The following is a 26263-nucleotide window of genomic DNA, read 5'->3' on the forward strand; positions in this document are numbered from 1 at the left end:
GATCGGGTGTCAGCTGATCGTCGCCATCAGGGCGGTTCCCGTCTCGATGAGGCGGTTGATCGTCGCGGGCAGCTTCTCCTGATCGGGGTCGTGATGTCGGCCCTCGCGATGACGGCGGAGGTTGTGGCCCATGATGGCGGCCATCTTGAGCCGGCCGAGGGCGTCGAACCAGGTGAGATCGGGCAAGTCGGGTCCGCCGTCGAGGTAGGCCGCCACCAGTGTTTCGGCGGACGGGAGTCCCGGGACCTCGCGGCCCACGCCCGGGAAGTTCGTGCCGTCGGCGAACACGAGGAACCAACCCAGTTCGACGCGGGGGTCACCGATGCTCCAGATCTCCCAGTCGATCAGCGCCGCCGGTTCGCGCGCGTTGGAGATGATGTTGCCGAGGCGGTAATCGCCGTGCACGAGGACGGGGGTGACCGGGTCGGGCACGGTGGCGGTGAGCATGTCCAGGAGTTGCTGGCCGCCGCGCACCAATTCCGGCGGTACCGCGTTCAGGGTCTTGGCCCAGCGCGCCAACTCGTCGGCGGGACTCAGGACGGGACCGGTGTCGGGAATCCCGGTCACCTCGACCCGATGCAGGCGTGGGAGGATTTCCGCTGCCCGCAGCATGCGAGCGGCGGCGAGTTCGGCCGGGACCGGCGGGTCGTCGAGGACCGGCTCCAGCGATTCACCTGCCACCAATTCCATGGCGAACCAGGCGGGTTCGGCGCGGTCGATCTCCAGGACGCGGGGGACGGGCACGTCGGTGTCGGCGAGAGCTGTGAGAATTGTTGCCTGCCGGAGCATGTCGTGCCGGCCGATCGAACGTTGGCCTTCGGGCACCGCCTTGACGACGTAGTCGCCGCCGTCGGTGCGGACGCGATAGGTGAGGCCGGAATGCCCGCCAGGAAGTGTGTCGAACGACTCGACGTGCAAGCCGTGACCGCTGCGCAGGCGTTCGGTGACGCGTTGTTCCAATGCCGTGGTCATGCTCGCGGCTCCTTGGGCAGGCCGAGGACACGCTCGGCGATGATGTTGTGCTGGATCTCGTCGGTGCCGCCGGCGATACGATATCCGGGCGCGCCGAGCACGTGTTCGGTCCACGCGAAGTGTCCCCACGATCCTCCGTCGGCGATGAGGTCGGTGCCGAGTAGCAGCCTTGCGACTTCGCTTGTGCGCGCCATGGTGTCGGTTGCGAGGAGTTTGCCCATCGACGCCTCGGGGCCGGGCTCCGCACCGCTGACCATTGCCTGCGCGACACGCATACCGGCGATTCGCTGGACGAAAGCACGGGTGATCAGGTCGGCGACCCGGTCTCGCTCGATCTCGTTGAGGGGGCGACCGAGGTTGGTCGCGAGTTCGACGGCACGGTCGGCGTTGGCCAGCCCCAATCCGGCTCCGTCGAGTCGCTCCGCGGCCAGCACGGTGAGTGCCACCGACCAGCCCTGATCGACCGGTCCGAGCCGGTACTCGTCGTCGAGATGGACATCCTCGAGGTAGACCTCGTTGAACGACGAGCCGCCGGTCATCTGGCGGATCGGACGGATCGTGACCCCCGGTGCATCCATCGGGACGAGGAATACTGTGAGGCCCTTGTGTTTCGGGGCGGTTGGGTCCGTACGGCAGACGGCGACGCCGAAGTCGGAGACGCGGGCACCGGACGTCCACACCTTGTGGCCGTTGAGGGTCCAGGTGCCGTCACCGCTTCGCACGGCCTTGGATCTGACCGCGGCCAGGTCGGAGCCCGCTTCGGTCTCCGAGAACAGCTGGCAGGCGATGATGTCGGTGCGCAACATCGCCGTGACGTAGCGTTCGCACTGATCGGGCGTGCCCCATTGGGCAACCGTGGGTGCGACGAGTTGCTGTGTCACCGAGAACATCTCGGTCCGTCTGGGAACCTCGAACTCGTCTTCGACACTACGGAAGGCGAGCTCGTAGGCCAGGGACAGACCGCGGCCGCCGTAGGTGGCAGGCCAGGTCAGCGCGCCCCAGCCGGCATCGAACTTGGCGCGTTCGTAGGCGATGATCTCGTCGGTGTGTGCGCGCTCCTCGTCGGCGGTCCAGTTCTCGAAGACAGCGACCGAGTCGCTGCCCTCACCCCAGACCTTCTCGCTGCGCCGCGGTGCGATGTCGGCGAGCCATGCGCGCGCCTCGTCGGTGAAGACCGAGAGGTCGGGCAGGGTGGTGGTCATCGTGATCCGTTCGGTGTCAGGGTGATGGCGGTGCCGGTCATCGACGTCGTCTCAGACGGTGAGCACCGTGCATGCGCTGATGCCGGGTGCGCCGTAGACGTGGGTGAAGCCGACCTTCGGATCGCCGGGCACCTGCCGTGCACCTGCCGATCCGCGCAACTGGGTGACGATCTCGTGGACCTGCCGGAGGCCGGATGCGCCGATCGGTTCGCCATTGGCGATGCAGCCCCCGTCGGTGTTCACGGGCAGTCGCCCGTCGATCTCGGTGAGCCCCTCGGCGATCCACTTCTCCTGATCACCGTCGTCGCAGAAGCCGCATTCGGCCATGTGCATGATCTCGGCGCCGGATTCGGTGTCCTGGAGTTGGGCGACGTCGACGTCGCCGGGCGCGATGCCGGCCTGCTCGAATGCAGCGGCGGCGGCGTCGGAACTGACGCTCACCGGATCGTTCGTGCCCTGGACCGCGGGGCTGAAGACCTCGAAGGATCCGAAACGGCGGGTTCGATGGCTGATGGCGCGGACGCGGACCGGCGAGATGCCGAGGCGGCGGGTGGCGGCCTCACTGGCGACGACGATCGCGGCGCCACCTTCCCCCGGGGAGCAGAACATGTAACGGGTGAGCGGGTCGTTGACCATGTCGGCGTTGCGGATCTGCTCCGCCGACATCGGGTCCTGCCGCCAGGCGTTGGGGTTGCGGGAACCGTTGCGGTAGGCCTTCTCCGCCACCTTCGCGAGGGTGTCCACGGTGATGCCGTGTAGGTCCATGTATCTGGCGATCTTGGAACCGAAGAATTGTGTGGTGACCATCAGGCCGGCTTCGCCATATCCCTCGGGGAGACCCCATTCGGCGGGTAGTGGGTCGAAGGCGCCACGCGGGTGCTTGTCGAATCCGACGGCCAGTGCGATGTCGGCGGCACCGGCACGGATGGCGTTGACCGCGGAGACCAAAGCACTCCCCCCGGTGGCGCAGCCGTTCTTGACGTTGGTGAAGGGGATTCCGGTGAAGCCCAACTCGGCGACCAGGGTGTCGGCCAATCCCGAACCGTCGCTGCCGCCGAAGGCGATCTGGACATCAGGCCAGGTGATCCCGGCATCGCGAAGCGCGGTGTCGATCGCGGTGACGGCCATGTGCCGTCCCGTGATACCCGGCTGCCGACCGAACTTGGACAGGCCGGCCCCGATGACGTTGACTTCGCTCATCCCTCGACCTCCGTGTGTGTCGTGCCGTCGGGTTGGACCACGAATCGCGGCACCGGCTCGGTGGCGACGAGGACTGCCGGTGAGCCCATCAGCCCGTCGAAGGTGTCCGATTCGAGAATGCCGGCGATCCGGATTCCCTCGGGTAGCTCGACGTAGCCCATCGCGAAGGGCTCGAAACCGTTGGGAGGCGGGACATACGGGGGCGACTTCGGTGCAAATCGCTGCACCGTGTAGGTCCACACCAGGCCGCGAGTGGTGAGCTCTCGCGGCGCCGCGGTCGCGGTGGCGCAGCGCGCGCAGTGCGCGCTCGCCGGGAATCCGACAGTGCCGCAGGTGGTGCACTCCGAGCCGAGCAGGCTCACTCCCGTCATGTCCCGTCCCATCCAGTTCGTTGTCGTGATGTTCTTGCTCAGTCGCTCAGCGACCGACCCACTTGGGCTCGCGCTTGTTCAGGAACGCGTTGACGCCTTCCTTCGCGTCTTCGGACTGGAGTGCGTTGCCGACGGCGAGATGCTCCATGACCATGAGTGACTGGATGTCGGCATCGAGTCCGCGGTCGATGGTCATCTTCGTGAGCTTCATCGCGAACGGGCTCTTGTCGATGAGCGGTGCGATGAAGTCGGCCTCGAGCTGGTCGAGTTCGGCCGCGGGCGCCGACGCGTTGATCAGATCCCAGTCGGTGGCTTCCTTGCCGGAGAGCAGCTTGCCGGTCAGCATCAGTTCCTTGGTCTTGCGGATGCCGATCATGCGCGGAAGGCGGTAGATGGGACCCGCACCACCGAAGAGCGCGCGACGGATGTGGAAGTCGCCGATCTTGGCGTCGTCGGCAGCAATCGCGAAATCGCACGAGATCATCAGCTCGAACCCGCCGGCAGTGACGTAGTCCTCCAGGACGGCAACCGAGGGCGTGTTCATCGAGTACAGGCGGTCACAGACCTTTGCCGATAGCACGGCGACGTCCATGGCGTTGGTGGTGCCGACGAAGTCGCTGAGCAGGATGTCGAGGTCGAAGCCCGAGCAGAACTGGTTTCCCTTGCCACGCAGGACCAGGACGAGCAGGTCGGGATCGTTGTCGACTTCCACGATGATCTCGTCGAGCCGGTGCAGCAGCTCGGGGGTGACGGCGTTCTTCTTGTGCGGACGGTTGAGCCAGACGCGGGCAACGGGCCCGTCCTTCTCGAGAATGATGTGGTCGGTGTCGATCATGGGTGCTCCTCGGTAATTGAACTGGATTCACTTCAGTTGTAGCGGGCGGGTTATGCGAAGTCAATACTCGACATCCGGAACCCTACTGAACTAAGTTCACTTTATGAGTGTGATCGAAAAGTATTACGCCACCCTCGACGATGGACGACTCGACGACGCGGTGGCCATGCTCGCCGAGAACGTCGAGTTCACGATGGTCCTGCCGACCGGCGAGAACCGCGATCAGGGACGGGAGCGCATGCTGCACTATCTGTCGAACCGTCCGCCGGTGGACCGCAAGCACGTCCTGTTGCGTACGGCGGCCGACCGCGACCTGGAGTTCGCGCAGGGCAAGGTCACCGAGCACGGCCACACCGTGACGACCGGCTACTTCGTCGGCGTCATGCACGTCGGGGCCGACGGCCTCGTGGATCGATACCAGGTGACGTTCAGCGCGGATTTCGCGCTTGTCGCCGAGACGGAGGAGGGTCGATGACCGCCACCACGACGACGCCCGTACTCGCGCAGTGGTTCGAGTACATGGATTCCGATGACCCGGATCGCGTCCTCGGCATGATTGCCGACGACTTCGTGATGTCGGTGCAGTTCTCCAAGGGGGCCGGCCAGTCGGCCGAGTTCGTCGGCGATCGCAAAGGCCTCATCGGTTATCTCGCGCAGCGGGAGAAGAGCACCCTGATCCATCACATCGACCTCGGCGTCACCGAATCCGGGCACGAGATGGTCCTCGGGCGCACCACCAGGGGCGGCGCGTTCGAGGCGTCGTTCACCTCGACCGCGCAGATCGACGGGGCCGGGAAGGTGCGCCGGCTCCTCATCGCCCGGACTCCCGAGGTCTCCTTCGCCTGACCTCCTGATGACTTGCGCCCCATGTCCCGTGTCCGCGAACCGGGGCATGGGGCGCTTTCATGTGCGGTTCGTCCCGGGGCCGCTCGGTCGGATGGGCGTTTCGACGTCGGCCTCCGGTGGTCTCGATACGCGGCCTCGCCTGGCGGCTCCCCGACCAGCAGGTTGCCGGGACCACGGGGATCGATATGTCCGACTCGGCCAAGTGTCCGGCGCCACGGTGTGGTCCGATTCGGGACCGCGCGGATTCGTGATTGACATCACTTGGATATCTCACTAAGTTGCAGAACTGAGATCAGTTCAGTTTCGGGAAGGAACGAGCATGTCATTCGTTTTGGTCCACGGTGCAGGGATGGGAGCGTCCTGCTGGGATCGCCTTGTCCCGCTTCTCGACGACCTGTCGGTCGCGGTCGATCTTCCGGGACGGGGCGGCCGCGCCGACGTCGACGTGCGGGGCGTGACGCTCGACGACTGCGCCCGGGCGATTCTCGACGACGTCGAGGCCGCGGGTGCCGGCGAGGGTGACGACCGCATCGTGCTCGTCGCCCACTCCTTTGCGGGTGTCTCGGTACCGAGGGTCATGGCGGCGTTGGCTCCCCGACTTGCCCACGTCGTGTTCCTGTCCGCCGTCGTACCACCAGATGGCACACGCGTGATCGACCAGATCGATCCGTCGGTCCGCGAGGCGGTTCGCGCGTGCATCATCGACGGCGTCTACCACCAGGATCGAGCAGCCGCGATCGCGATGCTCTGCAACGGCATGACTCCGGAGCAGACCGAGTGGACCGCCGATCAGGTCATCGACGACTCGGCCGCACTGCTCGAAGAGCAGGTCGACCTGTCCGGTCTCGCGGCCGACGTACCGCGTACCTACGTCAGGTTGAGCACCGACCACTGCTACACCCCTGACCTCCAGGAGCGGTCCGTCGGTCTCGTCGGCGGCAATGTGGAATACCTCGACTCCGGCCACATGGCCATGGTCTCCATCCCGGAACAGACTGCTGCGCTACTGAACTCGATCTCAGCATCGTCCTCGATGGCTGCAACGCCGGCCACCACGAAAGGCAAGTGACAACAGATGAAGGCTTTCAAGCGCGCACTCGCGACGGCCGTGGCCGCGGCCACGGTGACAGTCGTCGCGGCATGCGGTGGCGGGGGATCGGGAGCATCCGGTCCGGTCGACGGCAGCTGGGACGACGTTGTCGCCGCAGCAAACGAGGAGGGGAGCGTCATGCTCTACTCCAGTCAGAAGCCGGCAAACCTCGAGGCACTCAAGACCGCATTCAACAAGAAGTATCCGCAGATCACCATGGAGTTCGTCCGCGGAACGGACCCCGACATCAACCCGAAGGTCGAGACGGAGAACAAGACCGGCAAGGGCATCGCCGACGTCCACATGCTCACCGACGCCGCGTGGATCAAGACCGCCGCGGAGTCCGGGCAATATTCCACCGATCTCGTCGGACCATCCCTGAAGGCGCCTGACTATCAGCCCGACACGAGCGTCATCGACAACAAGTTCGCGTTGACCAGCGCGGCCGTCTTCGCCTTGGGTTGGAACACCACCGCGGTGCCGGGCGGACTGAAGACTCCGCAGGACATCGTCAATCCCGCCTATCGCGGCAAGATCGGCGTGGTCAACCCCACGGGCATCGCATCGTATGTGGATCTGTACCGCTACTACGCAAAGACCTACGGCGAGGACTACTGGCAGCAGATCGCAGAACTGCAGCCACGTGTGTACCCGAGTGCTCTCGGCATCGCCCAGGCGTTGACCTCCGGTGAGATCTCGGTGACACCGTCGGTCCAGCCTCTGGTGACCGAGGTCTCCGCGGGTGCTCCGGTCAACTGGGCGCTTCCGCCGTCGCCATGGGGCACACCCTGGTACACCGAGGCGCTCTCGGTGGCTCCGCACCCCAATGCCGCGCAGGTGCTCGTCGACTTCATGGTCAGCCGAGAAGGGCAGATCGCCTTGAACTCCGGCTACGCCGCAGTGCTGCCGGACATCCCCGGCGCGGTCGCGCGCGCCCAGGACATCGCTCTGCCCCAGACAGACGACCTGACACCCGACAAGGTGCGGCAGTACTCCCAGGACTGGGCCAAGGAATTCCAGCCGTGACCCCGGCACGCCCGGGATGCCTGTCGGGTGACCTCGAGGGCGCCGGAGTTCTGATCACCGGCGCAGCCAATGGGATCGGGGCGGCGACTGCCTCCCTCTTCGCCGAACGTGGCGCCACGGTCTACCCGACCGACGTCGACGTCGAACGCGGACTCGCGGCGGCGGCGACCTACGGTGCAGCCGAACGGTTCCGAGTCCTCGACGTCCGCGACGAAGATGCATGGGAGTCGGTGGCCGCCGACATGGCCGCGGAGGGAACGCCCCTGACAGTCCTCGTCAACTCGGCTGGAGCGGCGATCAAGGCCCCGATAGCGGAGACGACGGTGGGCTCGTTCCGGCGCATGCTCGACCTCAACCTCGTCGGAACCTTCCTCGGCGTGCGCACGGCTGCACGACACATGAACAAAGGCGGTGCGGTGGTGAACATCTCGTCGCTGCGCGGCGTGCTCGCGACCGCCGAACTCGGCGCCTATGGCGCCTCCAAGTTCGGGGTGCGTGCTCTCACCCGGGTGGCCGCGATCGAACTGGCGGAACGCGGCATCCGCGTCAACGATGTCTGTCCGGGCAGCATCGACACCGAGATCACTGCGACACCCGACTTCGCCGCCGACGACATGGACAGCTATGTCCGAAGCATCCCGATGCAGCGACGCGGCACACCCACCGAAGTGGCCGAGGTGATCGTGTTCCTCGCGGAGCCCCGCAGCAGTTACATCACCGGGGTCGACCTCCTTGTCGACGGCGGCACCGGGGCCGGAGCACGAACACCCAAGAAGAATGCGGAGACCTCCTCGTGACATCACATTTCGCAGTGAACGGTCTGGTGAAGAAGTACGGCGAGAACGTCGTGGTCGACGATCTCGAACTACCCATCGAAGACGGCGAATTCCTGGTGCTGCTCGGCCCGAGCGGTTGTGGAAAGACGACGACGCTGCGCTGCCTCGCCGGCTTGGAGACGCCGCAAGGCGGAACCATCGCGTTCAAGGACAACATCGTCTTCGATGCCGACAACAAGGTGAATGTTCCTGCGCACAAGCGAAACATCGGCATGGTCTTCCAGTCGTACGCACTCTGGCCGCATATGACGGTGCGTAAGAACATCGGCTATCCGCTGAAGGTCCGCAAGATGCGGGACGCGTTGCGCGGCGGCTCGGTCGAGGAGGCCGCGCGCATGGTCGACTGTGAGGGGCTGCTCGACCGATATCCGTCCCAGCTCAGCGGCGGACAGCAGCAGCGTGTCGCGGTTGCCCGTGGGCTGGTCTCGCGTCCGGATCTGGTGCTCTTCGACGAGCCGTTGTCGAACCTCGATGCCCGGCTGCGTGATCAGGTGCGCTCCCAGATCCACCAGTTGCACCGCAGACTGGGCTTCACCGCGGTGTTCGTCACCCACGATCAGTCCGAGGCCTTCGCCCTCGGCGATCGCATAGCGATCATGAAGGCCGGCAAGATCGAGCAATACGACGAGCCCGATCAGGTCTTCGAGTTCCCGGTGTCGGAATACGTCGCGGCGTTCATCGGCATGGCCAACCGAATCGAACTCCGACGCAACCACAACGGGTGGGAAACCACCACGGGTGAACCTGTTGACCTGTCGCGTGCGATCGTTCGCGACGTGCCCGAGGGTGGTACCGAGGCCGTGGCGCGGCTACGTCCCGACGACCTCCATCTCCACAGCGGCGAGAACGAGGTACCTGCGGGAAACATCGTCTTGCACGCCGAACTCGTCGATTTCGAGTACGGCGGCCGCTACTACGACGTCGCCGTTCGCACCGGCGACGACCAACTCATGCTGCGTGCCCCGGCCACGGAACATGCCGGGGCGCTGAAGAAGAGCGCACCGGGTGACAAGGTGGTGGTCAGCTTCGCGCCGTCGGCGCTTCGTGTCTTCGCCGCGACAGCCGATGCCACGGTGGATCGGGTCTCGGCGACCGCGAAGTCCGCGTCGAAGGTCGCATCATGACAGTCGCGACGCCGACCGGTCCGGTCTCCTCGACATCGGCTCGGTCGTTTGCGATCCCCGCGCACTGGCGGTCCAGGATCGGCTACACGGTTCTGCTCGCCGTGCTGGCCTACCTCGTCGTGCTGCCGATGATCAGGCTGCAGGCGCTCGCCTTCGAGGATGGCGCACAGGGCTACAAGAGCGAATACGGTCGTTTCGACATCGCCGAGACGATCTGGACCACCATCGCCCTCGCGCTGGGGTCACTGATCATCGCCATGGTGCTGGGGACATTCCTCGCCTTCGCGGCCAGCCGGCTTCCCGCCCGGATGGGCTTCCTCAAGATCGTGCCCATCCTCCCGATCGTCATGCCGGCGGTCGCCAACATCGTGGGCTGGGCGTTCCTGTTGTCACCGGGACCGGGCTACCTCAACGTGCTCCTGCGAAAGCTGCCCTGGTGGAGCGGTTCCGACAGCGGACCCATCGACGTGTACACCGTGCCCTGGATCATCATTCTCACCGGCTTCGGGCTGACCTCTTTCGTCTATCTGTTCGTGAGCGCAGGCATGCAGAACATCAGTTCCGAACACCTCGAGGCCGCCCAGATCAGCGGGTCGTCGACCACGGGGGTCTTCTTCCGCGTGGTGCTCCCACTGCTACGGCCGTCCTTGATCTACGGCGGCGGAATCGCGTTGCTTCTCGGACTCGGGCAGTTCACCGGACCGCTGTTGTTGGGCCAGAACACCGGCGTCAACGTCCTGACCACCGACATGTACCGTCGGGTCTCGGAGTCGCCGAGCGACTTCGCCGCCGCCGCGGCCGCGGGATCACCCCTGGTGATCCTCGGGATCATCGTGGTCCTCGTCCAGAAGTTCCTCCTGGGCAACCAGAGTCGGTTCGTCACCCATGGCGGCAAGGCGTTCGCGCCGACCGGGGGAAAGGCGCGTTGGGCGACCGCGACGCTGGTGATCTACTCGCTGGTGGCGCTGGTGATCCCGCTGATCGGGTTGATCATCGTCTCCTTGACTCCCTATTGGTCTAGTTCGCTCTCATGGAGCCTGTTCACCCTGGACAACTTCCGAGATCTCTTCGACACGCCGGCGGTGATCGAATCCGTGATCACCAGTGTGGTGACCTCGTTCGGTGCGGTGATCATCCTGATCCCGATCGGCTACGTCATGGCCAATCTGCTGGTCCGCGGCAGGCGGCATCGGGTCCTGGGGATGATCGGCGACCTCATCACGGCGCTTCCCCTGGGCATCCCCGCGGTGATCTTCGGTGTCGGCTTCCTTCTCACCTACACCGAGCCGCCGCTGATCCTGTACGGCACAAGGACAGTCATCGTCCTGGTGTACATCGTGCTGATGCTGCCGTTCGCGACGCGCATGCAGATGACAGCGATGCTCGCACTGGGAAACACCTACACCGAGGCCTCGGCGACCAGTGGGGCGTCGCCGATGGTGACCAACATCCGGATCATGTTGCCACTCATGCGTCCTGCCATTCTCAGCGCCGTGGCACTGATGTTCATCCTGCTCACCCACGAGTTCGCGGCATCTCTGCTCGTCCGCGCATCCACCACGCAGGTCATGGGGACCCTGCTCTACGACATGTGGCAGAACGGGTCCTACCCGCAGGTCGCCGCGATGGCACTGCTGATGACGGCGGTGACCACGGTGGGCGTTGGTGCGGCCATGGCGGTCGGTGGTCGCAACGTGCTGAGCAAGCTCTAGGCCGACAACTCGCATACGCGGAAGGACGACATGGGTGTAGGGGCAAGCCGACTCGACGGGAAGGTCGCATTGGTGACCGGTGCGACCGGCGGTATCGGGGTCGAGATCGTGCGCAGATTGGCTGACGAAGGGGCATCGGTGATGATCAGTGATGTCGCGGGCACGGCGACGGACGCCTTGCGAGCCGGGTTGCAGGAGCCGGCACGTCACGATGTCGCCGATCTCGACATCGCCGACGAACTCGAGTGGCATCGAATCGTCGACACCGTCAGCAAACGCTTCGGGCGGCTGGACATCCTCGTCAACAACGGCGCGATCGGCAGTCTCGGGAGCGTTGTGGACGAGGATCTCGAGAAGTACCAGCGAGTCATCGACATCAGTCAGACGGGTACCTGGCTCGGCATGAAACATGCCGGCGCCCAGATCGAGAACACCGGCGGAGGATCGATTGTCAACCTGTGTTCGATCCTGGGCACGGTTGGCGGCCTGGGCAACAGCGTTGCCTACGCCGCGGCGAAGGGGGCTGTGCGAACGATGACGAAGAACGCGGCCCTGTACTGGGCCGAGAGAGGAGTCCGGGTCAACTCGGTGCACCCGGGCTTCATCGGAACCGAACAGTTGCTCTCCCGCTACGAAGGAACCGAACGGCACGCGGCGATGGTGGCCAAGACCCCGATGGGGCGACTGGGCACAGCTGCGGATGTCGCTGCGGCAGTAGCGTTTCTGTCTGGTGATGACGCTCTGTTCGTCACCGGTAGCGAACTCTACGTCGATGGAGGATGGACATGCGCGTGAAGTCTCTCCTCGGCGCTGTCGCCGCATCGGTGCTCATGGCTGCGACCGCGGCCTGCGGATCATCGGAATCGACATCCGTTCCCGTGGAGGGTGACTGGTCCCAGGTGGTGTCGGCGGCGGAGCAGGAGGGCAGCGTCTACCTCTACTCCACCCAGCATCCGGACAATCTCGCCAAGCTGAAGGCCGCATTCGAGGCGAAGTACCCGAAGATCACCCTCGACTACACGCGCGGCACCGACGTTGAGATCAATCCTCGGGTGGAGACCGAGAGCCGAACCGGCAAGGGCACCGCCGACGTTCACATGTCCTCCGACCCGGCGTGGATCACCGCCGCAGCCGAGTCCGGTGCGTATTCGACGCCGATCGTCGGACCCGCTTTCGATGATGCCGCCTACGAGCGCGACAAGAGCATCATCAACGACCGGTTCTTCCTCGTCAGTGCGGCCGTGTTCGCGCTGGGATGGAACACCAATGAACTCCCCGCAGGACTGAAGGCACCGGATGACCTGTTGAGCGAGTCGCTGCGCGGGAAGATCGGCGTCATCAACCCTGCCGGGTTCGCCGCTGTCGTCGACGAGTACCGGTTCTTCGACAAGAACTGGGGTTCGGACTTCAACGCACGCCTCGCCGCACTGAATCCCCGCGTGTATCCGAGCGCACTCGGTGTCGCGCAGGCGTTGAACTCCGGTGAGATCGCTGCGACGCCGATGGTGCAGCCGCTCGTGCGTGAACAGGCCGCCGGAGCACCCGTCGGCTGGATTCTGCCGAAACCTGCTTGGGGAACACCGTGGTACAGCCACGTACTCAGCGCGGCACCGCACCCCAACGCCGCACAGGTGCTGGCGGACTTCCTGGTAACGAAAGAAGGCCAGACCGCATTGTCGACCGGTTACGCGTCGGCGCTACCCGACATCCCTGGAGCAGTCGCGCGTGCGCAGGATATCCCGCTGCCCGACACTGCGACGCTCACCCCGGGGTCGATCACGAGGTTCCAGCAGGACTGGCGGGCCTCGTTCACCCCGTGAGGGGCATACGTGCGGCAGCCAGGTGAGCCGAGTCCTCTGGTGGAGCCGTCCGATCAGGAAAGGAAATAACACGATGGAAAGAATGATCACACCGGTTATCGACGACCGGGTGGCCATCGAGGACGTGCTCTACCGCTATGCATCCGCGGTCGACTCCGCCCAGATGGACCAACTGCACGACGTGCTGCACCCCGACATCTGGGCCCAGTACGGTAACGCCGACCCGGTGCAGGGCGCCGACACGGTGATCGGGTGGATGACCGACTTCACCAAGACCTGCGAGTGGCAGCACCACATGCTCAGCGTCTATCACGTCGATATCGACGGCGACCTCGCGAACGCCCTCGTGTACCACAATTCATACGAGAAGTTCGCAGGCGATGACGACGTGTGCTACCTGATCGCGCGGTATCACAACGAGCTGACCCGGCACGAGGGCACATGGAAGATCTCTCGCCTCGTCTTCGAGATCGTCTGGGGCGAAAAGCGTCCCGCCAACACCGAGTACATCACGGCAGTTGGCGGTCGCGGACCAGCAGTCCCGGGATGGCCGTGAGCTGAGTCCTGTTTCACCACACACCGTTGTCGGGGACCGAGAGGAGATAAAGATGACCATCGAGGAAATGCTCGAGATCGAGACCATCAAGCAGCTCCGCATCCGAGGTTCGGCCTACCTCGACGCGGGCAAACTCGACGAACTCGTCGAGTTGTACCACCCTGACGCCGTCTGCGAGTTCGGCCCGTACGGGAGTTGGACCGACCGCAACGAGTTCGCGTCGAACTTCGCCGAGGCCGAGAAGCCCTTCTACGCAAGCGGATACTTCTCCAATCTGCATGTGGTGGTGAACCACGTCGTCGAGCTGACCGGCGACGACACCGCCACCGGTCTGGTGTACCTGCTGGACTTCGTCACCGGCGACCAGATGCGTGAGGGCGGCAACCCTCTGTACTGGCTCGGCGTCTACGAGGAGTCATACGCGCGCACCGACGAAGGATGGAAGATCCTCCGCCAGAGCCTCAACTTCATCTGGCCGCAGCGCATGCTCGGCGACGGCTTCCTGGATCGCCAGGCCGGATGACCCCCTAGACCCTCATCGATCACCGGAACGGAATGACACCATGACAATTCAATCGATCCAGGTCGACCGCACCGCCGATGTCGAGGACATCCGGATGCTGTCGGCTCGGTACGCACGCGGCCTTGACACCTTCGACATGGACGCACTGATGGAACCGTATGCGCCTGACGCGGTCTTCGATGCCGGACCCATGGGTCTCGAAAGCTACGCGGGCACCGATGCGATCCGGGAGTTCTTCGCCCACAACCAGGAAGTGATGGCAGATCAGATGCATCTGTTCAGCAACTTCATCATCGAGTTCGACGGCGACGACGCCGCGCATGGCAGCAACTATCTCCTGCAGGACGGCCACAACAAGGACGGCGCCACCGTCAAATGCTTCTGCATGAACACCGACACCTACCGTCGCACCGCCGACGGGTGGCGCATCGCCACCCGACGCATCAGCCCGCTGATGCCGCCGCAACTCGACGCGTACTGAAAGACGGTCGCCGGCGGTCACGAGCACACCGTGAGCGCCGGCGACGTCGTAGGAGCAGATCCATGTCACCGAACAGTCAGTTCCCCGAAGTCTTCTCGCCCCTGCAACTGGGGGACATCTCGCTCAAGAACCGCCTCGTTGCTTTGCCTGCAGGTACAAGCCTCGTCGAGGGCGGCGTCCCCACGCATGGCGACGTGGAGCATTTCGACCGTCTCGCCGCCGGTGGAGTCGGTTTGATCGTCGGCGGTGCGACCGTGGTGCACCCCACGACCACGCTTCGGTCTCGCAAACTCGTGGAGGCCTACCAGGAGGCCGTGATCCCGGCAACGGCCGAAAAGGTCGCAGCCGTGCATCGGCACGGTGCGCGGATGATCACCCAACTGGTCCACCTCGGCAGGGAGTTCATCGGGGGCGAGTCCGACTCACCACCCGTTGCGCCGTCGCCGATCAAGACGGTTCGCGACGCCTATCCGCCGCACGAGCTGTCGATCGGCGAGATCGAGGACATCGTCGAGGGGTGGCGGCTGTCGGCGGAGAACCTGATGGCGGCGGGCGTGGACGGACTCGAGATCCATGCCGCTCACGGATATCTGGTCGCGCAGTTCATGTCGCCGCTGACCAACCGTCGCGACGACTGCTTCGGCGGGACATTCGAGAACAGGATGCGCTTCGGCCGGATGGTGGTGGAGGCGATGCGGTCGGCAATGCCGCCCGGCAAGGCGCTCGGCGTCCGGCTCAGCGGGGAGGAGGAGATCCCCGGCGGAATGACCATCGACGACTGCGTCCCGATCGCCGAATACTTCGCCAGCCTCGGCGTGGACTACCTCAGTATCACTCACGGCACCCGTGGTTCGTACGTCAAGGACTCGACACAGCCGGACGCGGTCGCGGTTCCCTCGGCGTCGCGCATACGAGCGGCGACCGGGCTGACTACGTTGGTGGGACAGCGAATCCGAGATGCGGCCACAGCAGAACACATCATCAAACACGGGCATGCCGATCTCGTCGGCATGGCGCGCGCGTTGATCGCAGACCCGGAGCTACCCAACAAGTCTGCCGGCAACCGCCTGCGGGAGATCCGCGGGTGTCTGGGTGTCAACCAGGATTGTCGGGCGTTCGATCCTCACCTGCATTGTGCGGTCAACGCCGAGGTCGGTCGGGGGCGCCATCCGAATGTGGGTTCGGTGGCCACCTCACCGAAGGACGTCTACATCATCGGTGGTGGTCCGGCCGGTCTCGAGGCAGCACGCGTCGCGGCCGAGCGGGGTCACCGGGTGTCGGTGTTCGAGAAGACGCCTGAGCTCGGCGGCTCGGTGCGGACCGCGGCCGCATCACCACATCGCAGCTCGCTCATCGATGTCATCGACTACCTGGGCAGCGAGATGCGCCGCCTCAAGGTCGACGTGAATCTCGCAGCGGGGATCAGCGCCGATGATCTCGCCGAGATCCGGTCCATCGCAGATCATGTCGTGCTGGCGACCGGATCGGTCGCCGCGCCACCGCCGCTCTGGCTCGATGGCTGCGTCACTGCGACGGTGGATGAGGTGATCGTCGGCGATCCACTCGGCGTCGACGTGCGCGACGTCGTCGTGGTCGACGACGGGGACGGCTTCTGGCCCGCGTACAACGCCGCCGAGGCCTTGGCCGCACGCGGTTGGCGTGTGACGCTGACGACCCCGTTGACAGCGCTCTGCTCGCGTGTCCCCGCGGAGAGTGCAGGTCCGCTCCTGCGACGACTCGGATCTGCCGGAGTGCGCCTGCGGGTTGCGCATTCGCTGACCCCGGTGACGGGTTCGGGTGCGCTCGAACTTGAGCCGGTCTTCGGGGGAGAGTCGACAGTGTTGCCCGAATCGCTTGTGGTCTGGCATCAGTCGCGCGTTCCGGTCCTCGATCTCGGAGTCACCAGCGCAGAGAAGTCGCTCGACGTGATCGGCGACTGCGTGACACCCCGCCGGATCGGGCACGCGATCGCCGAGGGCTACCGGGTCGGGGCCGAGATCTGACGGCCTGCCCAGCACTACGACATGGAAGGAGACAAGGTGTCGGAGTTCGCAGGCGTGTTCGCCGTGGTGACCGGAGCAGGATCGGGTATCGGTGCTGCGACCGCTCGTGCCCTGGCCGAGCGTGGAGCTGAACGCGTCTACCTGCTCGACGTGGTCGAAGAGGCAGTAGACGCAGTGGCCCGGGACATCCCCGCCTCGATCGCGTTGGCAGTGGATGTGTCGGACCCGGGACTCGTGGCGAAAGCGTTCGACACCGTGGTGGCTGACTGCGGCCGAATCGATGTGGTGGTCCACGCGGCAGGCATCGACGACCCGGTCAGCAAGCAATGGATCGCCGAAGCCGGCGACACGGGTGAACCTGTCGATGTCATCGGGCGCCTGACCGACGACATGTGGCGACGGGTGATGGCGATCAATCTCGACGGGACGTTTCACGTCCTGCGTGAAGCCGTGCGGGTGATGCGCGGCCGCGGTGGTGGTTCGGTCGTCACTGTCGGGTCGTCGTCGGCCTTCGACACCCTCATCGGCTATCCCCATTACTCAGCATCGAAGGCGGCCGTCCACGCATTGACCCAGTCGGTGGCCAAAGAGGTTCTGCCGTTCGGAATCCGGGTGAACACGGTGGCACCTGGTCCGGTCGACACCGGTATGGCCGCACGGACTCCGGCCCCTGTGCGGGCGTCGATGGCAGCCGGCCCTGCACGCGGATACGCCTCCCCGGAGGAACTGGCCGATACGATCCTCTATCTGGCGTCTGCCGGCGCGGCCAACGTCGTGGGGGCAGTGGTGCTGAGCAACGGCGGGCGATTCACGGTCTGACCGGATCAGACAACGGGCCGATCACTCTCGAGCGACCATCCGGAGAACACTGTCGGAGACCTGTCGGGTGAGGTCGTCGAGCGACAGCGGACCGCCGGGGCGGTACCACCGCCAGACACTGACCACGACACCGAGGACCAGGCGGGCGTACAAGACCGGATCGCCGTCGACGAAGACGCCGCTGTCCATTCCGCGTTTGATCAATGCGGCCCAGTTCTTCTCGATCTCGGCGACGACCTCACGGGAACGAAGCCGCTCGGCCTCCTCTTTGTCGGACTGGCGAGGAGTGCTGAGGATGTCCATGTGGTTCTGCAGGATTCGACGCTGTAGGGCATCGATGGGCTCGCCGGCGAGGGAGGCGGCCACTGCTGCGCGCAGGGCGCCCTCGGGGTCTGTGATCCCGGCGATCCCGGCCTGGAAGCGGCCGACCGAGTCGGTCAACTCGAGCCGCATGATGGTGAGGAGACAGTGGGCTTTCGACTCGAAGTAATGGTAGAGGGCCGTCTGGCCGATGCCCACCTCGCCGGCGACGGACGCCCACTTGGTGTGTTCGTAGCCGACCTTGCCGAACTGTTCGATGGCGACGGTGAGGATTCGTGCGCGCTTGGAGCGGGGGCCGTCCTCGCGCACCTCGGTGGCCACAGGCATGGCTACCTCCTTCTGCTGTCGATTGCCGCAGTATACGTCCAGTGAGGTGAATTCGGGTCAGGCTACTCCGGAGCGGTCCGGAAAAGCCAACGCCGCGATGCGTTGTCGGTGCGCGAACGGACCGTCGAGCAGACTCTCGTTGGTGAGGACGCGCCGGTAATAGCTGTGCGCCGGATGTTCCCAGGTGAATCCGATCCCGCCGTGCAACTGGATGGCCTCGGTGGCCACCCTGACAGCGGCGTCGCCCGTCACCGCCCCGGCGACGGAAGCAGCAACCTCCAGCCGTGCGAGAGCGGACGCGTCGGCACAGTCCGACGAATCGGACAATGCGGCAGCGTAACGAGCCGCAGACCGGGCTCGCTCGACATCGAGGAACATGTCGGCCAAACGGTGTTTGATCGCCTGGAACGACGCGATGGTCCGTCCGAACTGCTGCCGGGACTTCGTGTAGTCACACGTCATCTCGAACAACCGGTCGGCGATGCCGACGTTTTCTGCGGCGAGAGCGATGATTCCGCGTGTCCGGAGATATCTGATCACGGCCTCGTGATCGCCGGAAGCCGTCAGCAATGCCGCCGAGGCTCCGGCACATCGGAGTTCTGCCCGAGGTCGCGTCGGATCTATCGACGTCAGCCTGGTGACTTGTGCACCGCCACCTATCTGAACTGCGAACAGTGCACGGCCGGAGTCGATCTCGGCGGTCACGATGGCGACGTCGGCGCTCGGGATATCGATGAGGCGCGTGGTGCCGTCGACTGTCCACCCGGAGGAGGACCCCGAGGCCGTGAGCTGGTCGGAGGCAGTCGTCAACGGCGACGTTGTGACTATCGCTCGTCCGCTCAACGCGTCGCGACGCAGATCCGCGACATCGGATCCCGCATCGGTCAGCAACGCGGGCGCGCCGAGCACTGCCGAGGCCAGGACGGGTTCCGGCCTCAGTGCCCGCCCACATTCCTCGACGACGGCGCACAGGTAGCGGAATCCGAAACCCAGGCCACCGAACGTCTCCGGCGCCGTCATGGTGGTCACCGCGATCGAGTCGGTGAGTTGGCGCCAGACCTCCGCGGAGAACCCCTGCACGGTGTCGGCGACACGTCGAACATCCTCGATGTCACCGGCCGACGCGAGGAGTTCGCGTACTGCCGAGCGGAGGTCGGTCTCCTCGTCGTCGGGAAGGACGTGGACCGAGTTGTCGACCGCCCACGTCGCGGTCACGATGCGGGCCGCTCGGGGACGAGGGTCACGCGCTCGACCGGGTAGGTGTCGAAATGGCTGATGAAGCCGACGTTGTCGGCGACGGCCTCGGCCCATTCGGCTGTCGTCGACAGCTGGGCGAATGCGTCGGCGGACTCGAAACACATGACCGCGAACGCATCCGGACGGGGCGCACTGTTGCCGTCGCGCTGCGGATCGGTGTTCAGGAAGGCGTAGTACCAGGCGACTCCGGGAATCCTCTTGCCGATCCCGACGTGATGATCGAGATAGTGCGCACGGAACTCCTCGGGAGTGGTTCCGGCCCATCGGTACAGGCCGAAGAGTACGACGGGCTGATTGTCATTGGGGGGCATCGTGAGTCTCTCCTGGGTGGAATGTGGTCGGTGAGTCAGGCAAGCGACGAGCTGAGTGAGTCGACCGCGTATCGGAGTCGATCGTCGGGTCCGCGTCGGTAGACGATCGAGTACTTTCCCTCATCGCGGATGGGTTGGCCGTCCGGGCCGGTCAGTTCCATGCGGTAGCTGCCGAGCTCGACGACGAGCGCAGGCTGGTCCTCCACGATCCGGTCGGTGGTCATCTCCGCTGATCGGAAGCCGTTGTCGAAGAACGTCTTCCACCATTGGCCGAGGGCTTCCCGGCCGACGACGGCGGGACCGCCCGGTGCGAGGAGCGCTCCGTCCTCGGTGTAGCAGTCGAGTACGCCGTTGACGTCCTGTGCGTCGAGTGCCGCGATCAGTCGCCGGTTGAAGTCGTCGATGTCGTCCTGGGTGCTCATGGTCGAAGTACTCCCGGTGGTCGCAAGAAAACAAAATGAACTCACTTCAATATGCGCATGCACACGCGTGTTCGTCAAGGTTCGGATTGGTCCGTGATGGAAGACCGCCGTTGACTAAGGGAAAAACCTGAACTAACTTCAATTCATCGGAAGGAGTTCAGATGACCATCGAGGACGAGATCGCCACAGGAAACAAGGAGTTCTGCGCCGCTCTGGGTGCGCACGACCTCGACGGGCTGATGGCGTGCTACGACGACGACGTCGTCCTGTTGCTGCCCGGCGTGCCGATCATCCACGGCGCCGATGGGGCCCGCGCCTATTACGACCAGGTGATGAAGGCCGGGGTCACCGGTGCGACCATGACGACCGATACGGTCGTCGAGCGTGCGGACTGCGTTGTCGAGGTCGGCGGATACACGATGGATGTGGCACCACCGGAAGGTGACCCGGTCCATGACGCCGGAAAGTATCAGATCGTCTATCGCCGTGATGATTCCGGTCGATTGAGAATCTGGTTCGACATGTTCCATTCCGACGCCGCCGCGGCGAACTGATCGGGGCCGAAGATGTATCGCGTGCTGTTCGTCGTCCATCGCAAACCGGAACTGAGCCGCGCCGAGTTCTTGGCGCACTATCGCGACGTGCATTTCCCGATCGCGACGACCTTTCCCGATCTCCTGTCGTATGAGGTCTTTCCGCTACCGGCCACCGAATCCGACGACACCGACCCGGATGCGTTCGCGGTCATGACTTTCGAGAGCGCACAGGCGTTCGAGTCGGCCGTCGCGAGTCCGCAGTTCGCCGAGGCGGTCGCCGACAACGAGAGCTTCGTCGCGTCTTTCGATACCTTCACCGTCGACCACTACAAGGTGGTGTGATGACGCCGGCACCCTCGGGGGAGGCCACGTTCCTCGCATCCCGTGACGATCGTGAGCTGATCGCGCGCACCCTGTATGCCTACGCCGCCGGCTGTGACACCTTCGACCGGGAGGCGATCCGCGCCACCGTGGCCGACGATGTCTGGGCGCAGTACGGCAACGGTGAGCCGATCATCGGCGGTGACGCACTTGCGGACTGGATATCCGGTATGACGTCCGCGATCACCTGGCAGCAACACACCCTCACCGTCTACACGATCGATGTCGACGGTGATCACGCCGATGCCCTGACCTATCTGCACTCATATCAAGGGTTCGCCGACGACCCGGATACGGCGCTCGTGATGGCGGGCCGGTACCACGACGAGTTCCGTCGAACCGACGTCGGATGGCGGATCAGCCGGAGGACCATGGACTACCTGTGGGCCACGGAGTCCTCGATCAGTTCGACGTTCATGCCGCTGCTGGGCGGACTCGGGCCCGGTGTCTGGAGCCGCGACCGCTGAACCCGCTGCTCAGACCGCCAACACGCCCTTCATCAGATACGCCATCTGAGCGCCGAACTCGGGCCGGTGCACGCCGCGACGCATGCGGATCGCGTCGTTGACGATCGACAGCGCGGCGTGGACGGTGACCGCGGCCCGTTCGCGGGAGATGCCAGGATCGGCTTGCATGAGCAGGTCCATCCAGCGGGCCACGTAACGGCGCTGGATGTCCACGAGATCCGATGCGGTCGGCTGTCCGGCGAGCGCGTGAGAGTTGTTGAACGATGCCGACAGGTCCTGCGTGGAGGTGATCACGTTGACATACGAATCGACCAGCAGTGCAAGGAGTTTGGCCGGATCGGCGGTGGAGGTGTAGGCGGCCATCACACCGGCCTCGAGCCGGGCCGCGCTGCGATGGCCGATCCCGGCCAGGATCGCGAGCTTGGAGCTGAAGTGTTTGTACACGCTGGGGCCGGTGATGCCGACGGCGGCGCCGATGTCGTCGACGCCCACGTCGGCGTAACCGCGATCGGCGAAGAGTTCGGCTGCGGCGTCGAGGATCTCGTCGCGGCGGGTCGGCTCGCCGACGCCGGCGGGCGGCATGGTGGGCAGCGGTGGCGCGGAAGCGGGACGCAGGGCGATCACACGACGCACGAGCGTGTCGATCTCGCCGAGTGCGCGCGTCGTCGGGATCCGGGTGTTGTGCACCGACAAGCTGCCCGCCACGCTGAGAACCGCCCAGGCCAGGGTCACCGCCTCGCGTTCGGAGAGATCGGTGCCCTCGGCGAGTGCGCCGGCCCAGCGATGGAGGATGCCTCGGGTCCTCAGCACCACCTCCCGGTTCTGTTCGTCGGTCAGGTGCTGACTCGCCCAGCGCCACAGCGACGTGGACTGCGGTCGGCGTACACCGAGAGCGCAGACCGTCGAGATCAGATCCGCGGTCGGCGGACCGTCGTCCCTCAGTGCGCGATCCGTGCAGGCCTCGAGGTCGTCGACGCCGGCGAGAACGGCGGCGGCGAGCAGGGAACGCTTGTCGTCGAAGTGCCGGTACACCGACGGCGCGGTCACCCCGGCCGCGCGGGCGATGTCGGCCAGCGACACCTGCGTGTACCCGCGGTCGGCGAACAGCGCGGCGGCATGCTCGACGAGCTGCGCCTTGCGGTCGGCCGGCCGTGTGCGCCGGGTCGGTTTCTCGGAAGCCATGGTGAATCGACCATAGCGCATCTTCAGTGGTGCGAGTGACTACCTGACCACCCGGTATAGCCAAACAAGTTATTCCGCGTTAGCCTCGTGGGGTAACCACACATGGTTCATGCGAAAGGAACACTCAACGTGGCTGATCAAGCATTCATCTACGAGGCGATCCGTACGCCCCGTGGCAAGCAGCGCGGCGGCTCGCTGCACAGCATCAAGCCGGTCGACCTGGTCTCCGGACTGATCGACGAGGTCCTGTCCCGCCACGGCGGCCTCGACCCGGCCGACATCAACGACGTCGTCCTCGGCGTGGTGTCGCCGGTGGGTGAGCAGGGTGCGGTCATCTCCCGCACCGCTGCACTGAACAGTGGTCTGCCCGAGAGCGTCCCCGGCACCCAGATCAACCGCTTCTGCGCATCCGGCCTCGAGGCCACCAACCTCGCCGCCGCCAAGGTCGCATCCGGTTTCGACGACCTCGTGCTCGCCGGTGGCGTCGAGTCCATGTCCCGCGTGCCGATGGGCAGCGACGGCGGTGCACTGTTCACCGACCCGGCCACCGCGTACGACAACTACATCGTTCCCCAGGGCATCGGTGCCGACCTGATCGCCACCATCGAGGGCTTCAGCCGCGAGGACGTCGACGCCTTCGCTGCCGAGTCGCAGGCACGTGCCGAGAAGGCGTGGACCTCCGGCTATTTCGCGAAGTCCGTCGTCCCCGTGCGCGACATCAACGGCGTCATCGTCCTGGACCAGGACGAGCACCGTCGCCCCGGCAGCACCGTCGAGAGCCTCGGCAAGCTCAAGGCCGCCTTCCAGGCCCTGGCCGACATGGCCGGCTTCGACGACGTGGCGCTGCAGAAGTACCACTCGGTCGAGAAGATCAACCACGTGCACACCGGCGGCAACAGCTCCGGCATCGTCGACGGCTCCGGTCTGGTGCTGCTCGGTAGCGAAGAGGCCGGCAAGCGCAACGGGCTCACCCCGCGCGGCCGGGTCGTGACCTTCGCCGAGATCGGCAGCGAGCCGACCATCATGCTCACCGGCCCCACCCCGGCCACCGAGCTGGCGCTGAAGAAGGCCGGTCTGACCGTCGACGACATCGACGTCTTCGAGCTCAACGAGGCGTTCGCATCAGTCGTCATGAAGTGGATGAAGGATCTGAAGATCCCGCACGAGAAGGTCAACGTCAACGGCGGCGCGATCGCCATGGGCCACCCGCTCGGCGCGACCGGCGCGATGATCTTCGGCACCTGCCTCGACGAGCTCGAGCGCACCGGCGGCCGCTACGGCCTGGTCACCCTGTGCATCGGCGGCGGCATGGGCGTCGCGACCATCATCGAGCGTCTCTGATCTTCCACTTCGCCGTCTCCGACCCTTCGTGACGCCTCGCTCGTTCCTCGCGGGGCTCCTCAGGGATCGGGGAGGCACGACAGAAAGAATCTTCGAAACACCATGAGTGACAACATGTTCAACTGGGAGAAGGACGCCGACGGGGTTGTCGTCCTGACCATGGACGACCCGAACCAGGGCGCCAACACCATGAACGAACTGTTCATGACCTCGCTGCCGACGATCGTGGAGCGTCTCGAGGCCGAGAAGGACGACATCACCGGTGTCGTGCTGACCTCGGCGAAGAAGACCTTCTTCGCCGGTGGCGACCTCAAGGACATGACCGCCGAGCGGACCCAGTCCAAGGAGGAGATCGCGACCGCGATCACCGAGCGCACCAACAACATGAAGAAGGTGATGCGCCGGCTGGAGACCCTGGGCAAGCCGGTCGTCGCGGCCATCAACGGCGCCGCTCTCGGTGGCGGTCTCGAGATCGCCCTGCACACCCACTACCGCGTCGCAGCCGACGTCAAGGGTGTCCAGATCGGTCTGCCCGAGGCCACTCTCGGTCTGCTCCCCGGCGGCGGCGGCGTCGTCCGTACCGTCCGCCTTCTCGGCATCCAGAACGCCCTGATGGGTGTGCTGCTGCAGGGCCAGCGGTTCAACCCGACCAAGGCCAAGGAGACCGGTCTGGTCGACGAGGTCGTCGGTTCGGTCGAGGAGCTCCTGCCTGCTGCCAAGGCGTGGATCAAGGAGAACCCGGAAGCCGCGCAGCCGTGGGACAAGAAGGGTTACAAGATCCCGGGTGGTGCCCCCACCAACCCGGCGTTCGCCGCGAACCTCCCCGCGCTCCCGGCGCTGCTGCGCAAGCAGATCAAGGGCGCGAACATGCCTGCGCCGCGGGCCATTCTGGCCGCCGCCGTTGAGGGCGCGTACGTCGACGTCGACACCGCCGACATCATCGAGACCCGCTACTTCGTCTCGCTGGTGACCGGTCAGGTCGCGCAGAACATGATCAAGGCGTTCTTCTTCGATCTGCAGCACATCAACAATGGCGGCTCGCGTCCCGAGGGCTACCCGAAGTACCAGGCCAAGAAGGTCGGTGTCATCGGCGCGGGCATGATGGGCGCAGCCATCGCCTATGTGTCGGCCAAGGCCGGTATCGAGGTGGTACTCAAGGACATCGACATCGATGCGGCCAAGCGCGGCAAGGGCTACTCCGAGAAGCTCGAGGAGAAGGCACTCGCCAAGGGCAAGACCACGCAGGAGAAGAGCGACGCTCTGCTCGCGCGGATCACGCCGACCGTCGACGCCGCCGACTTCAAGGGTGTCGACCTCGTCATCGAGGCCGCCTTCGAGTCGGTCGAGGTGAAGCACAAGGTGTTCCAGGAGATCGAGGACGTCGTCGAGCCCGACGCCGTGCTCGGCTCCAACACCTCGACGCTGCCCATCACCAGCCTCGCGCAGGGTGTGAAGCGCCAAGAGGACTTCATCGGTATCCACTTCTTCTCGCCGGTCGACAAGATGCCGCTGGTGGAGATCATCCGTGGTGAGAAGACCTCCGACGAGGTGCTCGCAAAGGTCATCGACTACACCCTCGCGATCCGCAAGACGCCGATCGTGGTGAACGACAGCCGCGGCTTCTTCACCAGCCGCGTCATCGGCACCTTCATCAACGAGGCCGTCGCGGCCGTTGGCGAGGGAGTGGAGCCGGCGTTCATCGAGCATGCGGGCACCCAGGCCGGTTACCCGGCCGCGCCGCTGCAGCTGATGGACGAGCTGACCCTCACGCTGCCGCAGAAGATCCGCAAGGAGACCGAGGCCGCACTGAAGGCGGAGGGCAAGTCGATCCCGGAACACGGCAGCAACGCCGTCGTCGACTGGATGGTCGAGAACGGCCGCACCGCCAAGAAGGACGGCAAGGGCTTCTACGAGTACGACGAGAACGGCAAGCGTGCCGGCCTGTGGCCGGGTCTGCGTGAGCACTTCAAGTCCGGCACCACCGAGATCCCGTTCGAGGACATGCAGGAGCGCATGCTCTTCGCCGAGGCCCTCGAAACCGTGAAGTGCTTCGACGAGGGTGTGCTCACCTCCGTCGAGGACGCCAACATCGGTTCGATCTTCGGCATCGGATTCCCGGCATGGACCGGTGGCGTCATCCAGTACATCAACCAGTACGAGGGTGGCCTGCAGGGCTTCGTCGATCGTGCCAAAGACCTCGCGTCCAAGTACGGCAAGCACTTCGAGCCGCCGCAGTCGCTCGTCGACAAGGCAGCCAAGGGCGAGAAGTTCTGAGCTGAGGTCGAGCTGAGCTAGCTGATCT

At 65.2% G+C, this 26263-nt stretch carries 29 protein-coding genes; 19 read left to right on the forward strand and 10 right to left on the reverse strand.

What is annotated here, in order from left to right:
• Positions 1 to 9 precede the first annotated feature (9 nt).
• The 5 genes from EEB19_RS12915 to EEB19_RS12935 are packed head-to-tail and all read right to left on the reverse strand — an operon-like array spanning position 10 to position 4580.
• A complete protein-coding gene (locus tag EEB19_RS12915; protein WP_187586844.1) occupies positions 10 to 972 on the reverse strand; it encodes a phosphotransferase family protein in 963 nt (320 codons plus the stop codon).
• Positions 969 to 2174 (reverse strand): acyl-CoA dehydrogenase family protein, encoded by a 1206-nt coding sequence (locus tag EEB19_RS12920; RefSeq protein WP_187586845.1) that lies wholly within the window; start codon positions 2172 to 2174, stop codon positions 969 to 971. Before EEB19_RS12920 ends, EEB19_RS12915 begins: the two co-directional genes overlap by 4 nt.
• 51 nt (positions 2175 to 2225) lie before the next feature.
• Positions 2226 to 3374, reverse strand: coding sequence for a thiolase family protein (locus EEB19_RS12925; protein ID WP_187586847.1), 1149 nt, complete (start codon positions 3372 to 3374; stop codon positions 2226 to 2228).
• Positions 3371 to 3745: a Zn-ribbon domain-containing OB-fold protein gene (locus EEB19_RS12930; RefSeq protein WP_262365630.1), complete on the reverse strand. Its 375-nt coding sequence runs from the start codon at positions 3743 to 3745 to the stop codon at positions 3371 to 3373. The genes EEB19_RS12925 and EEB19_RS12930 overlap by 4 nt, the downstream gene beginning before the upstream one ends.
• A gap of 46 nt (positions 3746 to 3791) precedes the next feature.
• Entirely contained in the window at positions 3792 to 4580 is a 789-nt protein-coding gene (locus EEB19_RS12935; protein WP_187586851.1) for an enoyl-CoA hydratase/isomerase family protein, read from the reverse strand.
• 103 nt (positions 4581 to 4683) lie between these two features.
• Between EEB19_RS12935 and EEB19_RS12940 the strand changes: the two genes are divergently transcribed.
• The 14 genes from EEB19_RS12940 to EEB19_RS13005 all read left to right on the forward strand — a co-directional run bounded on the left by EEB19_RS12940 (position 4684) and on the right by EEB19_RS13005 (position 17416).
• Complete coding sequence (locus EEB19_RS12940; RefSeq protein ID WP_187586853.1) at positions 4684 to 5055, forward strand: nuclear transport factor 2 family protein; 372 nt, start codon at positions 4684 to 4686, stop codon at positions 5053 to 5055.
• Entirely contained in the window at positions 5052 to 5426 is a 375-nt protein-coding gene (locus EEB19_RS12945; protein WP_187586855.1) for a hypothetical protein, read from the forward strand. Before EEB19_RS12940 ends, EEB19_RS12945 begins: the two co-directional genes overlap by 4 nt.
• A 319-nt stretch (positions 5427 to 5745) precedes the next feature.
• On the forward strand, positions 5746 to 6495 hold the full coding sequence (locus EEB19_RS12950) for an alpha/beta fold hydrolase (protein WP_187586857.1): 750 nt from the start codon (positions 5746 to 5748) through the stop codon (positions 6493 to 6495).
• Between the two features lie 6 nt (positions 6496 to 6501).
• Positions 6502 to 7542, forward strand: coding sequence for an ABC transporter substrate-binding protein (locus EEB19_RS12955; protein WP_187586859.1), 1041 nt, complete (start codon positions 6502 to 6504; stop codon positions 7540 to 7542).
• Positions 7539 to 8339, forward strand: coding sequence for an SDR family NAD(P)-dependent oxidoreductase (locus EEB19_RS12960; protein WP_262365631.1), 801 nt, complete (start codon positions 7539 to 7541; stop codon positions 8337 to 8339). The genes EEB19_RS12955 and EEB19_RS12960 overlap by 4 nt, the downstream gene beginning before the upstream one ends.
• Complete coding sequence (locus tag EEB19_RS12965; protein ID WP_187586861.1) at positions 8336 to 9502, forward strand: ABC transporter ATP-binding protein; 1167 nt, start codon at positions 8336 to 8338, stop codon at positions 9500 to 9502. The genes EEB19_RS12960 and EEB19_RS12965 overlap by 4 nt, the downstream gene beginning before the upstream one ends.
• Complete coding sequence (locus tag EEB19_RS12970; protein WP_262365632.1) at positions 9499 to 11214, forward strand: iron ABC transporter permease; 1716 nt, start codon at positions 9499 to 9501, stop codon at positions 11212 to 11214. The genes EEB19_RS12965 and EEB19_RS12970 overlap by 4 nt, the downstream gene beginning before the upstream one ends.
• A 30-nt stretch (positions 11215 to 11244) precedes the next feature.
• On the forward strand, positions 11245 to 12009 hold the full coding sequence (locus tag EEB19_RS12975) for an SDR family NAD(P)-dependent oxidoreductase (protein WP_187586863.1): 765 nt from the start codon (positions 11245 to 11247) through the stop codon (positions 12007 to 12009).
• On the forward strand, positions 12000 to 13034 hold the full coding sequence (locus tag EEB19_RS12980; protein ID WP_187586865.1) for an ABC transporter substrate-binding protein: 1035 nt from the start codon (positions 12000 to 12002) through the stop codon (positions 13032 to 13034). Before EEB19_RS12975 ends, EEB19_RS12980 begins: the two co-directional genes overlap by 10 nt.
• A gap of 82 nt (positions 13035 to 13116) precedes the next feature.
• On the forward strand, positions 13117 to 13590 hold the full coding sequence (locus tag EEB19_RS12985; RefSeq protein ID WP_187586867.1) for a nuclear transport factor 2 family protein: 474 nt from the start codon (positions 13117 to 13119) through the stop codon (positions 13588 to 13590).
• Between the two features lie 52 nt (positions 13591 to 13642).
• Positions 13643 to 14113 (forward strand): nuclear transport factor 2 family protein, encoded by a 471-nt coding sequence (locus tag EEB19_RS12990; RefSeq protein ID WP_187586869.1) that lies wholly within the window; start codon positions 13643 to 13645, stop codon positions 14111 to 14113.
• 40 nt (positions 14114 to 14153) lie between these two features.
• A complete protein-coding gene (locus EEB19_RS12995; RefSeq protein ID WP_187586871.1) occupies positions 14154 to 14594 on the forward strand; it encodes a nuclear transport factor 2 family protein in 441 nt (146 codons plus the stop codon).
• Between the two features lie 62 nt (positions 14595 to 14656).
• Entirely contained in the window at positions 14657 to 16597 is a 1941-nt protein-coding gene (locus EEB19_RS13000) for an FAD-dependent oxidoreductase (RefSeq protein ID WP_187586873.1), read from the forward strand.
• A 36-nt stretch (positions 16598 to 16633) separates the two neighbouring features.
• Positions 16634 to 17416: an SDR family NAD(P)-dependent oxidoreductase gene (locus EEB19_RS13005; RefSeq protein ID WP_262365633.1), complete on the forward strand. Its 783-nt coding sequence runs from the start codon at positions 16634 to 16636 to the stop codon at positions 17414 to 17416.
• A 21-nt stretch (positions 17417 to 17437) separates the two neighbouring features.
• Here the strand turns inward: EEB19_RS13005 and EEB19_RS13010 are convergent, their stop codons facing one another.
• Genes EEB19_RS13010 through EEB19_RS13025 form a run of 4 tightly spaced genes read right to left on the reverse strand, consistent with a single transcriptional unit; the run spans position 17438 to position 20054 of the window.
• Complete coding sequence (locus EEB19_RS13010; RefSeq protein ID WP_187586877.1) at positions 17438 to 18064, reverse strand: TetR/AcrR family transcriptional regulator; 627 nt, start codon at positions 18062 to 18064, stop codon at positions 17438 to 17440.
• Between the two features lie 57 nt (positions 18065 to 18121).
• Positions 18122 to 19279 carry an acyl-CoA dehydrogenase family protein gene (locus tag EEB19_RS13015; protein ID WP_262365634.1) on the reverse strand — a complete coding sequence of 386 codons (1158 nt, stop codon included), beginning with the start codon at positions 19277 to 19279 and terminating at the stop codon, positions 18122 to 18124.
• The gene (locus EEB19_RS13020) at positions 19276 to 19632 is read right to left on the reverse strand and encodes an EthD domain-containing protein (RefSeq protein WP_187586881.1); all 357 of its coding nucleotides are present in this window, start codon (positions 19630 to 19632) and stop codon (positions 19276 to 19278) included. Before EEB19_RS13020 ends, EEB19_RS13015 begins: the two co-directional genes overlap by 4 nt.
• 35 nt (positions 19633 to 19667) lie before the next feature.
• Positions 19668 to 20054 (reverse strand): nuclear transport factor 2 family protein, encoded by a 387-nt coding sequence (locus EEB19_RS13025; protein WP_187586883.1) that lies wholly within the window; start codon positions 20052 to 20054, stop codon positions 19668 to 19670.
• A 161-nt stretch (positions 20055 to 20215) separates the two neighbouring features.
• On the opposite strand from EEB19_RS13025, the gene EEB19_RS13030 reads away from it, so the two are divergent.
• The 3 genes from EEB19_RS13030 to EEB19_RS13040 are packed head-to-tail and all read left to right on the forward strand — an operon-like array spanning position 20216 to position 21438.
• A complete protein-coding gene (locus tag EEB19_RS13030; protein ID WP_187586885.1) occupies positions 20216 to 20608 on the forward strand; it encodes a nuclear transport factor 2 family protein in 393 nt (130 codons plus the stop codon).
• Between the two features lie 21 nt (positions 20609 to 20629).
• On the forward strand, positions 20630 to 20932 hold the full coding sequence (locus EEB19_RS13035; protein WP_187586887.1) for an EthD family reductase: 303 nt from the start codon (positions 20630 to 20632) through the stop codon (positions 20930 to 20932).
• Positions 20932 to 21438, forward strand: a complete 507-nt coding sequence (locus EEB19_RS13040; protein WP_187586889.1) for a nuclear transport factor 2 family protein — start codon at positions 20932 to 20934, stop codon at positions 21436 to 21438. The genes EEB19_RS13035 and EEB19_RS13040 overlap by 1 nt, the downstream gene beginning before the upstream one ends.
• A 9-nt stretch (positions 21439 to 21447) precedes the next feature.
• On the opposite strand, the gene EEB19_RS13045 is transcribed toward EEB19_RS13040, so the two are convergent.
• Positions 21448 to 22620: a TetR/AcrR family transcriptional regulator gene (locus tag EEB19_RS13045; RefSeq protein ID WP_187586891.1), complete on the reverse strand. Its 1173-nt coding sequence runs from the start codon at positions 22618 to 22620 to the stop codon at positions 21448 to 21450.
• A 129-nt stretch (positions 22621 to 22749) separates the two neighbouring features.
• On the opposite strand from EEB19_RS13045, the gene EEB19_RS13050 reads away from it, so the two are divergent.
• Both EEB19_RS13050 and EEB19_RS13055 read left to right on the forward strand, forming a co-directional pair.
• Positions 22750 to 23961 (forward strand): acetyl-CoA C-acetyltransferase, encoded by a 1212-nt coding sequence (locus EEB19_RS13050; RefSeq protein WP_187586893.1) that lies wholly within the window; start codon positions 22750 to 22752, stop codon positions 23959 to 23961.
• Positions 23962 to 24063: 102 nt separating this feature from the next.
• The gene (locus EEB19_RS13055) at positions 24064 to 26235 is read left to right on the forward strand and encodes a 3-hydroxyacyl-CoA dehydrogenase NAD-binding domain-containing protein (protein ID WP_187586895.1); all 2172 of its coding nucleotides are present in this window, start codon (positions 24064 to 24066) and stop codon (positions 26233 to 26235) included.
• Positions 26236 to 26263: the final 28 nt, after the last annotated feature.

It is taken from the genome of Gordonia sp. OPL2 (genome assembly GCF_003797825.1).
Taxonomy (GTDB): domain Bacteria; phylum Actinomycetota; class Actinomycetes; order Mycobacteriales; family Mycobacteriaceae; genus Gordonia.

Bases quoted from the DNA above. Each gene is read 5' to 3' on its own strand.
- EEB19_RS12915 (WP_187586844.1), bottom strand. From the start codon at position 972: ATGACCACGGCATTGGAACAACGCGTCACCGAACGCCTGCGCAGCGGT.
- EEB19_RS12920 (WP_187586845.1), bottom strand. From the start codon at position 2,174: ATGACCACCACCCTGCCCGACCTCTCGGTCTTCACCGACGAGGCGCGC.
- EEB19_RS12925 (WP_187586847.1), bottom strand. From the start codon at position 3,374: ATGAGCGAAGTCAACGTCATCGGGGCCGGCCTGTCCAAGTTCGGTCGG.
- EEB19_RS12930 (WP_262365630.1), bottom strand. From the start codon at position 3,745: ATGACGGGAGTGAGCCTGCTCGGCTCGGAGTGCACCACCTGCGGCACT.
- EEB19_RS12935 (WP_187586851.1), bottom strand. From the start codon at position 4,580: ATGATCGACACCGACCACATCATTCTCGAGAAGGACGGGCCCGTTGCC.
- EEB19_RS12940 (WP_187586853.1), top strand. From the start codon at position 4,684: ATGAGTGTGATCGAAAAGTATTACGCCACCCTCGACGATGGACGACTC.
- EEB19_RS12945 (WP_187586855.1), top strand. From the start codon at position 5,052: ATGACCGCCACCACGACGACGCCCGTACTCGCGCAGTGGTTCGAGTAC.
- EEB19_RS12950 (WP_187586857.1), top strand. From the start codon at position 5,746: ATGTCATTCGTTTTGGTCCACGGTGCAGGGATGGGAGCGTCCTGCTGG.
- EEB19_RS12955 (WP_187586859.1), top strand. From the start codon at position 6,502: ATGAAGGCTTTCAAGCGCGCACTCGCGACGGCCGTGGCCGCGGCCACG.
- EEB19_RS12970 (WP_262365632.1), top strand. From the start codon at position 9,499: ATGACAGTCGCGACGCCGACCGGTCCGGTCTCCTCGACATCGGCTCGG.
- EEB19_RS12975 (WP_187586863.1), top strand. From the start codon at position 11,245: ATGGGTGTAGGGGCAAGCCGACTCGACGGGAAGGTCGCATTGGTGACC.
- EEB19_RS12980 (WP_187586865.1), top strand. From the start codon at position 12,000: ATGCGCGTGAAGTCTCTCCTCGGCGCTGTCGCCGCATCGGTGCTCATG.
- EEB19_RS12985 (WP_187586867.1), top strand. From the start codon at position 13,117: ATGATCACACCGGTTATCGACGACCGGGTGGCCATCGAGGACGTGCTC.
- EEB19_RS12990 (WP_187586869.1), top strand. From the start codon at position 13,643: ATGACCATCGAGGAAATGCTCGAGATCGAGACCATCAAGCAGCTCCGC.
- EEB19_RS12995 (WP_187586871.1), top strand. From the start codon at position 14,154: ATGACAATTCAATCGATCCAGGTCGACCGCACCGCCGATGTCGAGGAC.
- EEB19_RS13000 (WP_187586873.1), top strand. From the start codon at position 14,657: ATGTCACCGAACAGTCAGTTCCCCGAAGTCTTCTCGCCCCTGCAACTG.
- EEB19_RS13010 (WP_187586877.1), bottom strand. From the start codon at position 18,064: ATGCCTGTGGCCACCGAGGTGCGCGAGGACGGCCCCCGCTCCAAGCGC.
- EEB19_RS13020 (WP_187586881.1), bottom strand. From the start codon at position 19,632: ATGCCCCCCAATGACAATCAGCCCGTCGTACTCTTCGGCCTGTACCGA.
- EEB19_RS13025 (WP_187586883.1), bottom strand. From the start codon at position 20,054: ATGAGCACCCAGGACGACATCGACGACTTCAACCGGCGACTGATCGCG.
- EEB19_RS13030 (WP_187586885.1), top strand. From the start codon at position 20,216: ATGACCATCGAGGACGAGATCGCCACAGGAAACAAGGAGTTCTGCGCC.
- EEB19_RS13040 (WP_187586889.1), top strand. From the start codon at position 20,932: ATGACGCCGGCACCCTCGGGGGAGGCCACGTTCCTCGCATCCCGTGAC.
- EEB19_RS13045 (WP_187586891.1), bottom strand. From the start codon at position 22,620: ATGGCTTCCGAGAAACCGACCCGGCGCACACGGCCGGCCGACCGCAAG.
- EEB19_RS13055 (WP_187586895.1), top strand. From the start codon at position 24,064: ATGAGTGACAACATGTTCAACTGGGAGAAGGACGCCGACGGGGTTGTC.